Below are 13,792 nucleotides of genomic sequence, written 5' to 3' on the forward strand. Positions count from 1 at the left end.
TAATGAATAGGGCTCTTATTATGTATTATAAAAATTAAATTTTATTATTAATACTGGTCATTCTGCTTAATATTCGGGTTTGCCTGAATAGCAGAAATAGGAATTGGCCACTGCCATTTGAAGCTTCCTGCTGCAAGAGTCTGTACAACAGAAGGTGTACCGGTACCATCAAAAAGGTCTCCTTTACCTGATCTCTGAACAGGAAGGTTTAATCTCTTCAACGTGTACCATCTGTCATTTTCAAATGCAAGCTCCAATCTTCTTTCTTTCAGGATCGCATCTAAAAGTGCCTGTCCTGTTTCTGTACCAGGAGTAAATACAGTATATCTTTCAGCTCTCAATTTATTTAAAAGAACCAAAGCCTGTGCACCATTACCTGTTCTGTAATAGGCTTCAGCAACGTTTAGCAACACTTCTGCTCCTCTTAAATATTTAATTGAAACGATGTTAGCAGGACCTCCGTTTCCTGAATATTTTGTTACATGATTATAATTTTGTTTACTGTATACACTGGTAGTGAAATAAACAGGTTTTCTCACATCATTATCTGTATATGAGGTATACAGATCATAATCCACAACAAATTCAGATCTTAAGGCAGGAACTGATTGATTATATGCAACACCTACTGTATTTTGTTCTGATGCCGCATTTAACACCTGGAATAAAATTCCGTCCACATTCTTAGCATTATTTTCTTCTTTCCAAAGAGAAGTGAAATTTTTCTTTTCAGTAATGCCCGGTGACAGTCCTAATGCCAACTCTCCATATTCTACAGTCTTAGCATAGTCTCCTTTGTATAGGTATACTCTTGATAATAATCCATAGATAGCAGCTTTACTTAGTCTTCCTTTATCAGCATCATTTTGTGCAATATTATCGGCACCAAATAATAAATCAGCTATAATCTTATCATATACCTGCTCAACAGTTAAATTTCTAGATCCTGTATTGTTGAGAGGCTCATATTTTTCAGCGTAATAAATTCCGATACTGGATTTAGCTCCTGCAGATTGTGTTGGAATTTGGGAATATGCTCTTACAATATCAAAGTGAGCTATTGCTCTTAATGCTCTTGCTTCAGCTTCCAGATTTGTTTTCTGTGTTCCGGATAATACTCCGTTATTGATATATTTCAAAACGAAATTAGCTCGGCTGATCACAAGGTAAGCAGCAGTATACAGTCCTGTTGTTTGTGAATTATCTGATGAGAATTCAAAGTTTGATGCAGCAAAATTGGTATTTCTACCTGTAGTTGTACGAACAAGGTTATCTGTGGTAAGATCACCCATGATAAGCTGATTTCCCACATCGCTAGTATAATACCCGGCTCCTTTAAGAGCTGTATAGGCACCATCCATAGCTTGTCTGAAGGTTTCAGGTCTGGTCATTGCCTGCTCCTGATCTTCATTGATTGATGAGATTTGATCTAGATTTCTGTCGCAAGACGTTAACGTAACAAAGGCAGTTAACGCAGCTAAACTTATTTTTATTATATTCTTTTTCATAAAGCTATTCAATATTAAAATTCTAATTGCAGTCCTACCAAGATTGTTCTTACAGCAGGGTAAGTATAAAGGTTATATGCTCCCGGAACGAACAATGCTGTAGATTCCCCAGATCCTACTGAAACCTCAGGTTCTCCATGGAATTTAGTCACTGTAAATAAGTTTTGTCCCTGTACGTATGCTCTAAGCTTATTGATAGGTGATTTATCTCCTAGGAATGCTTTATCAAATGTATATCCTAAAGTAAGTGATCTTAATCTTAGGTAATCTGATTTTTCAATCCACTGATCAGAATCACGCATACCGTTTGAGTCTACTTTTTGGAATACTCCTGTGTCTCCAGGATTTTGCCAAACCTGAGCAGCAGCCTGAGCCATATTTCTACCTGCAACAGCCAATGTTGGATCTACAGCAGCAGCGTACATGTTGTTATAAGTATATCCACCTAGCTTAAATGTGAAATCTGCACTGAAATCAAGTCCTTTGTACTGAACTGTAGTTCCGAATCCACCAAAACTTTTTGGGAATGGAGATTTATCAGTAATAGGAACTGCATTTGATGCGCTGTAAACATCTGTAACGTTTCCTGCCTTATCATAATACAATGCTTTTCCATTGCTTGGATCTACTCCAGCAAATCTAACATTATAGAATACATATGGAGCTTCTCCTACTTTCATATAAGTATCTCCTAAGTTTCTTTCTGTTTGCCCGTCTGCTAACTTATCAAGAATTGATTTCTGGAAAGACATATTAGCATGTAAATTCCACTGGAAATCTTTCTTTTTGATTACATCTACGCTAAGCTCAACTTCAAGACCTTTCTGAGACATATCTCCCGCATTGATATACTGATAGTATCCTCCTTCCTGCTTGTCCAAAGGTACAAGCTGTACGAAATCTTTTCTCTTATTCTTATATACTTCTACGGATCCACGAACTCTTCTGTTCCACATCGTGAAATCAACTCCTAAGTTGGTGATCGCATTAGACTCCCATTTAAGATTGCTGTTACCAATGATATAATAACCTTGTGAAGCTGTACCAGGATATGAAGTACCGTTAGGTCCATATAAACCATAACTGATATTATTAACGTTATAGTAGTCTGGTAAAGTACCATCGTTACCCGTTGTACCGTAAGATCCTCTAAGCTTTAAATCATTAATAAAACCACCTTTCATGAAATCTTCCTTCGCAATATTCCAAGCTGCACTTGCAGACCAGAAAACACCACTTTGGTTATTGGCACCAAATCTTGATGAAGCATCTCTTCTCAATGATCCTGTTACCAAATATCTACCTTCATAATCATAGTTTAGTAAACCTGCTAAACTGAATAAAGTATTTCTTACCTTAACACCAGTAAATGTATTTCTGTCAGAAGGTGTTGTAATAGATGGAACATTGATTACCGGAGATTTCAATCCGTAAGCACCACCATTCATTGTTTCGTTGTAGTTATCGTTATATTCGATAAATCCTAAGAAATCAAAGTTGTGGCTTCCGTATGATTTTTTATAATTAATGGAGTTATTCCAAGTATAATTAAATGTGTAGAATGAATTTTTGTTTAATGAACCTGTAGGAACTTTGTTCACTGTAATATCCAGGTTTGAACCTTTTTTCAACCACTGAGTTCCCATGTACCAATCGAAAAGTCCGTTAAAGTTTGTTTTAAACTTCAGGCCATCGATAATTTTATATTCTGCGAATAAGGTTACAGGAATTCTCAGTCTCTGATCATCTAATCTGTAATTACGGATCTGCTCAACAACGTTAGAACCCGCTCTCATTGTTTGATTATAGCTTCCGTCTGCGTTATAAACCGGCTCGTACGGAGCATATTTATACATGGCTCCAAATGGGTTCTGAGTATTGTTTCTGTCTCTGAAATTCTGAGTTTCCTGATACTGGACACCAAGGTTAATACCAACATTCAGTTTTTCACTCAGTTTATTTGTAAATCCAAAGTTACCTGTATATCTCTTAAGTCCGTCGATATCTCTGATAATCCCGTTATCAGAATCGTATCCTAAAGAGTAATAGAAAGTACTTTCTCTGGAACCTCCTTGCGCACTAAATAGGTAAGACTGAATGCTTGAAGGCTTTAACAGGTCCTTTTGCCAGTTGTGATCATACACAGCAAGTGCATCAATTTCCTGTTGAGTTCTTGGTTTAAATCCAAGGTAACCTAATTGATTCTGGAAATCCATCAATTCCCTAGAATTCATCATGGTGTAATTTTTGTCTCTCAACTTTTCACTAAAACCAAACTTAGTTTCAAATGAATAGTGAGTTTTCCCAGCTTTTCCAGCTTTAGTAGTTACCACTACTACTCCATTTGCACCTCTCGCACCATACTGTGCTGTCGCAGCAGCATCTTTAAGAATTGAAATAGACTCTACGTCTGCAGGGTTGATTGCACTGAACTGTCTTGCAGTCATATACATACCGTTTACTACATAAGTAGGCTCTGAAGAACCACCAACACCGGCAATACCTCTTACCTGAATGGTAGCAGCAGCACCTGGCTGCCCGGTAGTACTTTGTACAAATACCCCTGAAGCTCTACCCTGTAAAGAGTTACCGATAGACGTTGTAGGAGAGTTTCTTCTGATTTCGTCACCCCCAACAACAGCCTGAGCCTGGGTAATTTCATCTGCTTTTTTCTTCTGGTATCCAGTAACGATTACCTCATCGATCTTATTCTCCTTCAGAACAGAATCATTCTTAGATTTTTGCGCAAAAGCAGCTTGTCCTAAAAAAAACAAAGCTCCTGCACTTAATACATGTAACTTCACATTCATATTAACAGATTTTAATATATTCAAGGGACAAATATGTAGATAAATATCTGTAACATCAATTCATTAAACTCTGAAAACAGGCTTCCAGAACGGAGAAATTCACATTCATACTTGAAAAATGATAGAGAATCATTTTAATTGTATTTAAAAAATTAACAAAAAATAAGTCAATTTATACATTAACGGAATTTTAATAAATTTGAAAATTAAAATCAATTTACACTAATAACAATTTAAAGGTTAAAAAAATAAACCTAAAAACATTTTTTAACTAAAAAAATAAAATAAATTAATCTAAAATTTTGATGAAAATGAAGAAAAAATCAACCTATTTTCTTAATTTTTATATAAAAAATACACCTTAAAAAGCAGAAGACCCCTATTTTAAAGAGGTCTCGCTTTAATTAACATTAAAAAAAGGTTAATATACTATATCTCTCAATCTGTTGAAAGCTTTTAATTTTTCAAGAATATTTATCAACGTTTTCCAACTGTTTCGTTATTATTCATAAAATAATATAACCACCCAAAAGCAATAAAGAAATTGCCTGGCAGGCATTACTTTCAGACACGAATTATTACTTAAAACTACTGTAACAATTCAAGGGAATGGATCCTAAGAGTAATGATATTCCATGAATAGAGCCAGGCTTAATAAAGAAATAAGACTGTCTTTTTGGGACAATCTTATTCACATTTTATCAATTTCACTTCTATTTTACTTCATTTATTATTAATAACCATCATTCTGTTGAATAGAAGAATTAATATTAATTGCTCCCAATGGAATCGGCCATTGCCATTTATAGCTTGAAGGAGGTAAGGTAAGTGTTGGAGCAGGTGCTCCTCCTCCGGTACTTAAAGCTCCCAGATTAGGTCTTGTCAGACCAAGTCCTAATCGCTTGAGGGTGTACCATCTGTCATCTTCTCCCATGAGCTCCAATCTTCTTTCTTTCTGGATCTCATTCCACAATGCTGTACCTGTAAGGTTCAACGGAGTATAATCAGAATACCTGGATTTTCTAAGAATATTAAGCAATGCAAGAGCTCTTGCAGGATTAGAGGCATAAGCTGCTTCAGCACCGTTAAGATAAACCTCTGCTGTTCTAAGATATTTGTAATTCACAACATTCGGCAAAGATCCTCGGGTATTATATTTTATAACATTTATGTAGCTTTGGCCTGAATAGGAACTTACCTGGAAGTAGCTACTTTTTCTGATATCTTTAGACGTATACATATCATAGAAATCTTTATACACTACAAATTCTGATTTAATGGCTCCGCCCACAATCTGATTATATGAAATACCCACCGTAACTTTTTCTGCATCAGAATTCAGTATTTCAAGCAAAGTTCCGTCCTGATTGGTATTGTTCCAGACTGAAGGGAAGTTATCAATTGACCCTACACTTGGTGCCAGGGCAATACATTCTTCCGCAGCCTGAAGTGCTTTTGCATTATCTCCTCTATATAGATACACTCTGGAAAGCAAACCAGCTATTGCAGTTTTATTAAGCCTGCCTTTCGTAAATGGTGCAGCCGTATCATTTGTTTGGGGAATATTGATTCTTGCAAATTCAAGATCTTCTATAATTTTATCATAAACCTGAGTTACCGTCAGATCTCTCTTTACCGGACTATTAGAGGTAGTTGTCATGTATGCTATTCCTAAAGAACTGTTGGCATCTGCCGACTGAGTAGGGATTTTGCAGTATGCTCTGACAAGATCAAAATGAATAATTCCTCTTAAGGCTCTTGCTTCTGCCTCAACTTTCAGGGCATCTGCAGGAGGAAGAATTCCTTTACCCAGGTTTTCCAAAACAAAATTAGCCCTGGAAACCGCCTGGTATACAGCACTATACAGAGCTGTAGTAAGACCATCATCCGGACCAAATTCTAAAATCCAAGCCTTGTTATTGGATGATCTGCCTGAAGGGCTCTGAATTAAATTATCAGATGTGATATCTGCCATAATATTCTGATTCCCATTATCGCCTGAAAAGTAACCTGTCTCTTTCATGGCATCATAGATCCCATCTAATGCCAATCTGTAATCCGAAGAGGTTTGAAATGCCTGATCAGATAACGTATTTTTACTTGAGTACTGATCCAAATCTCTTTCGCACGAAGCTGTAGCTAACAGAGAAAGGAATAATCCTGATATAATTAACTTTTTCATTTTTTTACATTTTAAAATTCCATCTGAATACCGAACATAAACTGTCTGACAGCGGGATAACCGAATTGAGCAAATGAACCTGCCACATAGGTTTGGCCAGCCTGCAACTGACTCTCTCCGGATCCTACTGCTACCTCCGGATCACCTTTAAAACTGGTCCAGGTTAATAAATTCTGAGCCTGCGCATACACTCTTAATGAGTTGAGCGGAATATCATTTCCCAGATTTTTTTTACTGAAAGTATAGCCAATCATTAAGGTCCGGAATCTCAGATAATCTGATTTCTCCAGGAACTAATCGGATGATCTCAGTCCTACTGTCGTAGGTTTTGGCAGCACATCAGTATCTCCTGGGTTTTTCCAGTAATTAAATGCATCTACACTCATATTATATTTTCTATTAGAGGGATTCTGCAGCATTTGTGACTGATAGTTATAGGTATATGCGCCCGTTTTGAAAGAAAAGTCGGCAGAAAGATCAAATCCATAGACTTCAAGGCTCAGCCCAAATCCCCCAAAAAATTTTGGCAGCGGGCTTTTATCTGTAATATCCTTTTTATCCAAAGAACTATTGTAAACATCTGTGGCTGTTCTTCCATTTACTGAATAAAAATTTTCTCCGGTACCCGGGATAGTTCTGTCTGTGTAATACAGTGCTTTTCCATCAGCAGGATTTACTCCGGCATACTCTACCAACCTATAGAAATAAGGAATCTCACCTACTTTTAAAGAGGTCTCACCTAAATTTCTCTGTGTATTTGTGCCATCAAGAGAAAGTATTTTAGCTCTTTGCCAGGAAGCGTTGCCGCGTAATGAAAGTTTTATATTTTCCTTTTTAATCACATCAAAGGTAAATTCTGTCTCAATTCCCTCAGTACGCATGTTACCCAGGTTTTGATACATAGAATAACTTCCTGATTCGTAAGGCATAGGCAGGAGCTGGATAAAATCTTTACGGTCTGAACGGTATACTTCAGCAGCACCTCTGAATCTGCTTTTCAGGAAGGCAAAATCAACCCCTAAATTGGTTGTTCTGTTTGTTTCCCATTTAATATCAGGATTTCCAATAACATCTGTAGGAACCATTGTTCCTCCGGTTCCGTAATCTCCATAGGCAACATATCCTATATTGGCATAATTGGGTATATTCCTGTCATTACCGGTTATCCCATACGATGCTCTCAGTTTAAGGTCATTAAAAAAACTTTGGCTAAGAAAATCTTCCTTGCCGATATTCCATGCTACACTGCTGCTCCAGAATACCCCCGATTTGTTATTGGCACCGAATTTTGAGCTTTTATCCTGACGAATAGAAGCTGTCACTAAGTATTTTTTCTGATAATTATATTCAAAAAGACCTAATAAGGAAAAGAGGGTACTTCTTACTTTACTTCCTGTAAAGGTATTTTTATCTGAAGGAGTTGTATTAGATGGTACATCAGAATTCGGATTTTTATAGTTGGTACCACTTGCTGTAATATCTTCTGTAAATTCATTACTGAATTCTACAATACCTGTTGCACCCAGATAGTGATCATTCAGTTGCTTCCTGAAATCCAATCTGTTTCCATAAATATAATTGAATACATAGAATGTTGATTTTGTCAGTTTACCTAATCCACCAGCCCCATTGGTCGTAAGGTCTAATTGTGAACCTTTTTTGATGTTTGTAGTATTTACCAGATTGTCATATAAAGAATTAAAATACATTCTGTAGGACAAGCCGTCGTTGAATTTATATTCTCCAAAAATATTTCCGGATGCTCTTAATCTTTGTTCAATATCAGGTACATTTCTTAAAGATTCCACTACATTCGATCCTGCTCTCAGCTTTAAATTATAGGATCCATCAGAATTATATACCGGCTCAAACGAATTGTACCTGTACATAGCACCAAACGGGCTTTGAGTATTATTTCTGTCCCGGATATTCTGCGTATTTTGGTAAGCAGCCCCCAGGTCTAACCCTACTTTTAACTGGTCACTGAGGTTATTTTCAAAATTAAATCTTCCTGTATATCTGTCCAGGCCATTTATATCTCGTACGATACCATCATCTTTATCATATCCAAGGGAGTAGTAGAATTTATTTTTAGCTCCTCCACCTCTTGCTGCAAGCAGATAACTCTGAAGAAAAGATGTTCTTAAAATATCTTTCTGCCAGTTATGATCCAATTTCAAAAGGGCTTCTTCATCCGCGGGGGTATAAACAGGCAGTCCTCCCAGCCCGAGTGCATTCATTTCTTTTTCATATTGCAGTTTCTGAGCAGAATTCATCATTTCGAAATTAAGTTCTTTATCAGAAATTTTTTGTGAAAATCCGAGTCTGCTTTCAAATGAATACTGAGTTTTGCCACTTCTTCCCTTTTTTGTACTGACAACAATCACTCCATTCGCTCCTCTTGAACCATATTGGGCAGTTGCTGCGGCATCTTTCAGCACGACCATACTTTCAATATCATTTCCATTAACTGCGCTGAATTGTCTGGCTGTCATATAAATTCCATCTACGACATACAGAGGTTCTGAACTTCCGTTAAAGCCTGCAATACCACGAATATTAATTTCAGCAGCAGCACCCGGCTGTCCGTTTTTAGCCTGTACAAATACTCCGGAAGCACGCCCCTGCAGCATATTACCTATAGAAGTAGCTGGAGTTTGTGTTTTTAACTCATCTGCCGTAATAACAGACTGAGCCTGAGCAATTTCATCTTTGGTTTTTTTCTGATATCCCGTTACAATAACTCCTTCAATTTCTCTCCGGATGGTATCATTTTTTATTTTCTGTGCATAAACTGTATGCCCCGCAAAGAACAAAACACCTGCACTTAAAACATAAAGTTTTACATTCATCTTTAGCAGCTTTAATATAATAGATTACAAATATGTTTATAAAAATCAACACATTCAATTTTTAAAAAGCTGATAAACAAGCGTTTAAATTATAATATTTTCGTTAAAATGAATTATTAAAGAAAGCTACCTAGCAAGACTGTTGAAAAAAAAAGTAAAAAAAACCATTTTATTTAATAATAACAGAATCTTAACGATTCTTAAAAATATCGGCACCTTACCGATATTTCGTAAAATCAATAAAAAAAATCAGAGTATTTTTTTATTTTTCAAAAAAAAATTCAAAAAAAAACCAATGTAAACATTCAGAAAAAACTTAATAAATGCCATAAAAAAAGGCAAATCAAATAATAAAAAATAAAGCATTCCATAATCTGTAATGCTTTATTTCTGTTTATATGCCTATGATCATTGTTACTTTCGGAACCTATAATATCGTGCCCCAATTAAAACCGGATTTTCCTCTTCAATAGAAACAAGCCCGAAACCTTTATAATTTATATTTACAGATTCTTTCAATTGTTTTCTGTGAAGTCTTTCATAGGTTTCAAAGTTTACGGCGGTTCTTTGGTTCAAACTTTCAAACAAATTCCATTTCTCTACAACCTTTTTCCAGTTCGGGGAAACTTTTCCGGCAAACACTTTTGATTTTGAACCACTTCCATAGCCCACAAAACCGATTTCTTTTCCAGAAAGGTCTTCGTTCTCGTTGAAAGATGTTTGTAATGCTGAAAGGAACGCCATAAAAATAGAAGCGGTGTACATATTTCCAATCTCAGAAGAAGCTCTCTGGGTCTTTTCTATCTTATCATTAATTAATTTCAGATAGTTTTCTGACTTAGCAACTGCTTTTTGTTCATCTGCTGTTTCATAGGAAAGACCATTTTCCAGGCTATAAATTTCGGTAAAAACCCTTTTCCCATGGAACGCATAAGGAAGGTGGAAAATAATGTACTTCCAGTTTTCATAGGGTTTTTCCTGCCCTGTTATTTCTTTATAATGATGATAAGCTTCTTTGATTCTATCCTGATAGCACTGATTAGAATATTGTCCGTCAAAAACGGGTTCATCCGTGAAAATTTCAATCTTGTCAGGATATGCTTCCGGAGCACCCTTCAAGTCATCTTTATGATACGACCTTCTCGGTTTGAAAAAATCAAATACACTTTCTGAAGCTACTCCCCAGTTATTTTCTATTTCAAGAAGATCGGGTTTTGAGGAAATCAAAAGAGCAACAGCACCGCCTCCTTGTGTATATTCTCCTGATGAAGCCAATTCATATTTCGCATAATCACTGGCAATGACCACTGCTTTTTTATCAGGGTTTACTCTTACAAAGTCCAGAGCGTTATGTAAAGCATCTACTCCTCCAACACAGGCAAAAGTCATATCAAGTACATCACAGTTTCTGAAACACCTTGTTCCAAATTCTTCTTCCAGTACTTTTTCTACCATCTGTACAGCATAGGAAGCTGTTGGTTTTGCGGCATCCACTGCACTTTCTGTTCCAAGATATACTCTTGCTATTTCTTTAGGATTAATTTGATAGTCTTTTATAAGCTTTAGTAATGCTTCTGCTGCAAAAGTGGCAGCATCTTCGTGAACGTCAGAAAGTCCCATTTTATGAAGACCTAAGCCTTTTTCCAATTTCGCTGGTTCTATTCCTCTTTTTTCCGCTAAATCCTTAATCTCCAAATATAAACCAGGCACATAATAACCCGCTGCTTCAATTCCAAAACTCATAATTGTCTAAATTTTAAACGAATTTATGAAAGATAATGCAAAAAACAGTGGTAAAAAATGCTAATTTTTGCAACATCATTAAAAACCAATGTATTTAAAAATATAATCCTGCAATTTAGGTACACTTCATGATAAAAGTAAAGCCAGCAAATCTGCCGGCTTTATTTATTTACTTACTTATAATTTTCAATTGCTTTATTGATGACATCAATCTGCTTATTGATGCTCGCAGCGTTTTGTGGATTCTGTTTCAGCAGTTCCATTTTTTTGCTCAAACCATCTTTCAGCATCTGCACCATCATCATTTTAGCCTGTGGATTGCCTGTCATCTGATTTTTGGCATATCCTGCTACTTTTGTAATGCTTTCTGTAGCTTTCAGGTTATCAGAAGTCATGATCCAGTTGAAACCGTCTTCTGCTGCTTTTCCCAATTCAGGATTCTGGAATTTAATGAAGGGATAAAAAGTGGCAAGAGGCGCAATATTTTCTATCTGAGATACAATTTTATTCTTGACAATAATCGGAAGTAATTGTGCTCTGAGTTCGTCTGATGCTCCTTTCATATCAATTTTATCAGCCAGATTACTGGCTTTTGACGGGTCAATAGAAAGAAGTGCACTCAGAGAACTTCCTTTTACTGCATTGGAAACAGCATTCACTCCTTTTTCAAATAAAGGAAGGTATTTTTTATCTTTTGTTTTTCCTAAAGCCGTAATAGCTGCAGCCTGGGATAATGTTTTCGGATCGTTGGAAGCCAGTTTTTCAACTTCAGCACCCAGCGCTTTCATTTGTTCAGGATTAGTAAGATCCAGCAAATTCAATGCTTTTATTCTTACTCTGAAGAAAGGATCTTTCAATGCAGCAGCCAACAGTTTTACAGAGGCCGGACTTTTTGCAGTCTGATCTTTAAGTCCGTTTAAAGCCAGATATCTGCTTTTGAACTCTTTAGAATTGGTAAACTGCATCAGGTTTTGTTCCGGAGTTTTAGTATCTGTAATATCAGCCAGTAAAACTCCGTCTGCATTGATATTGATAAGATCAGGAGCTTTAGAAACATCAAAACTAAATGTATTTTTTGATTCTGCATTTACCCAGACATTATATCTTTTAGGTTTTCCATTATCATATACATCAATTGCCAGAGGAAATTCAAATGGCTTTTCCTGAGTTTGATTAATTGTAACAGCAACCTGCTTTTTCACGGGCTCAAATGTAGAGGTGTAATTAATCTTCGGATTTCCGTTTCCGAAATACCACTGATTAAAGAACCAGTTCAGGTCTTTACCGGATACTTTTTCAAAAGAAAGCCTTAATTGATGAGCTTCTGCATTCTGATATTCGTTTGTTTTCAGGTAATCATTCATTCCTGCAAAGAAGGCATCATCTCCAAGATAGTTTCTCAGCATGTTTAAAATACTTCCTCCTTTCTGATAGGTTACCAGATCAAAAACATCTTCGCGGGATTCATAGTTGAACCTTACCAGATTTTTATTAAAATCGGATGGATTGTGAAGATAATTATTCACATCGGTCATCAGGTGATAATCTGCCTGATCTTTTCCGTATTTGTATTCATTCCAAAGGTATTCGGAATAGTTGGCAAAAGATTCATTAACTGTTAGATTACTCCAGCTTTCTGCTGTAACAAGATCTCCAAACCAATGATGGAACAGTTCGTGAGCAATAGTATCTTCCCATGTATTTTCATCAATAAGCTGTCCCGGTTTCTGTAGGATGTCACTTCCATGAAGTGTTGCAGTGGTATTTTCCATCGCACCGCTTACATAATCTCTGCCTGAAATCTGAGCATATTTTGCCCATGGATAATCATAGTTCAGTTTTTTGGAGAAAAATTCGATCATTTCCGGAGTATTTCCGTAGATCTGCTTAGCGTAAGGTTCGTATTCTTTTTCAATGTAATAATCAACCGGAATATTTTTCCATTTGTCTTTTACAATGGCATATTCTCCTACGCCCATAAAGAAAAGATAAGTGGAATGTCTTTTATCCATCACCCAGTGATCTGTTCTAAGCCCGTTGGATTCTTTTTTAGATTCTTTCAGAAGACCATTGGAAAGGGTTACGTATTTATCAGGAACCGTCATATAGATTTCCTGTGTAGTCTTTTGATTAGGTTTATCAATTGTTGGAAACCATGCGGAAGACGATTCTGTTTCTCCCTGTGTCCAGATTTGTGTAGGCATATCCGGATCTGTTCCCTGAGGATTGATGAAATACAGCCCTTTTGCATCATTAATTGCCATACTTTCCTGCTGTTTTATCTCATTCGGGCGGGAAGTGTATTTGATATAAACTGTATACTCCTGATTTTTCTGGTATGTTTTATCAAGGTTGATTTTCAGAATATCATCTTTATAATCATATTTCAAAGGAGATTTCTTCCCGTTATTATCAAGAGCTACTTCATGAATCAACATTGCTTTTGCATCAAGGGTAAGCTCATTCGTTGCATAGAAATAAGGTGAGGCGGTAAGCCATTCTTCCCCATTCATCTGTTCTTTCTGATAATCAAAATTTACTTTTAGCTTGGTGTGCTTAAGTTCCGTTACTTTGGTGGGAGTAGCTCTGTATACTTTTTCCCTTCCTGAAGTTTCGGTTTGTGCTGATACATTGGCGGAAAATAAAATCCCGAGTATAGCAATTGATAAAATGGCCTTTCTCATCGGTCTGCTTTAT

At 36.4% G+C, this 13,792-nt stretch carries 7 protein-coding genes; all 7 read right to left on the bottom strand.

The window, feature by feature from the left end:
* Nucleotides 1-47 precede the first annotated feature (47 nt).
* Entirely contained in the window at nucleotides 48-1,508 is a 1,461-nt protein-coding gene (locus FB551_RS11655; RefSeq protein ID WP_142017616.1) for a RagB/SusD family nutrient uptake outer membrane protein, read from the bottom strand.
* A gap of 14 nt (nucleotides 1,509-1,522) precedes the next feature.
* The gene (locus FB551_RS11660; protein WP_047434174.1) at nucleotides 1,523-4,318 is read right to left on the bottom strand and encodes a SusC/RagA family TonB-linked outer membrane protein; all 2,796 of its coding nucleotides are present in this window, start codon (nucleotides 4,316-4,318) and stop codon (nucleotides 1,523-1,525) included.
* A gap of 733 nt (nucleotides 4,319-5,051) precedes the next feature.
* Nucleotides 5,052-6,500 carry a RagB/SusD family nutrient uptake outer membrane protein gene (locus FB551_RS11665; protein ID WP_142017618.1) on the bottom strand — a complete coding sequence of 483 codons (1,449 nt, stop codon included), beginning with the start codon at nucleotides 6,498-6,500 and terminating at the stop codon, nucleotides 5,052-5,054.
* A gap of 11 nt (nucleotides 6,501-6,511) precedes the next feature.
* The gene (locus FB551_RS23510; protein ID WP_226798676.1) at nucleotides 6,512-6,754 is read right to left on the bottom strand and encodes a hypothetical protein; all 243 of its coding nucleotides are present in this window, start codon (nucleotides 6,752-6,754) and stop codon (nucleotides 6,512-6,514) included.
* Between the two features lie 39 nt (nucleotides 6,755-6,793).
* The gene (locus tag FB551_RS11670; RefSeq protein WP_226798677.1) at nucleotides 6,794-9,352 is read right to left on the bottom strand and encodes a SusC/RagA family TonB-linked outer membrane protein; all 2,559 of its coding nucleotides are present in this window, start codon (nucleotides 9,350-9,352) and stop codon (nucleotides 6,794-6,796) included.
* Between the two features lie 414 nt (nucleotides 9,353-9,766).
* Nucleotides 9,767-11,095, bottom strand: a complete 1,329-nt coding sequence (locus FB551_RS11675; RefSeq protein WP_142017620.1) for a hydroxymethylglutaryl-CoA synthase family protein — start codon at nucleotides 11,093-11,095, stop codon at nucleotides 9,767-9,769.
* Between the two features lie 173 nt (nucleotides 11,096-11,268).
* Nucleotides 11,269-13,779, bottom strand: a complete 2,511-nt coding sequence (locus tag FB551_RS11680) for a M1 family metallopeptidase (RefSeq protein WP_142017622.1) — start codon at nucleotides 13,777-13,779, stop codon at nucleotides 11,269-11,271.
* Between the last annotated feature and the right edge of the window lie 13 nt (nucleotides 13,780-13,792).

The organism is Chryseobacterium aquifrigidense (assembly GCF_006716485.1).
Classification (GTDB): domain Bacteria; phylum Bacteroidota; class Bacteroidia; order Flavobacteriales; family Weeksellaceae; genus Chryseobacterium; species Chryseobacterium vietnamense.

Coding starts and splice junctions, on each gene's coding strand:
- FB551_RS11655 (WP_142017616.1), bottom strand. CDS start 1,508: ATGAAAAAGAATATAATAAAAATAAGTTTAGCTGCGTTAACTGCCTTT.
- FB551_RS11660 (WP_047434174.1), bottom strand. CDS start 4,318: ATGAATGTGAAGTTACATGTATTAAGTGCAGGAGCTTTGTTTTTTTTA.
- FB551_RS11665 (WP_142017618.1), bottom strand. CDS start 6,500: ATGAAAAAGTTAATTATATCAGGATTATTCCTTTCTCTGTTAGCTACA.
- FB551_RS23510 (WP_226798676.1), bottom strand. CDS start 6,754: ATGATTGGCTATACTTTCAGTAAAAAAAATCTGGGAAATGATATTCCG.
- FB551_RS11670 (WP_226798677.1), bottom strand. CDS start 9,352: ATGAATGTAAAACTTTATGTTTTAAGTGCAGGTGTTTTGTTCTTTGCG.
- FB551_RS11675 (WP_142017620.1), bottom strand. CDS start 11,095: ATGAGTTTTGGAATTGAAGCAGCGGGTTATTATGTGCCTGGTTTATAT.
- FB551_RS11680 (WP_142017622.1), bottom strand. CDS start 13,779: ATGAGAAAGGCCATTTTATCAATTGCTATACTCGGGATTTTATTTTCC.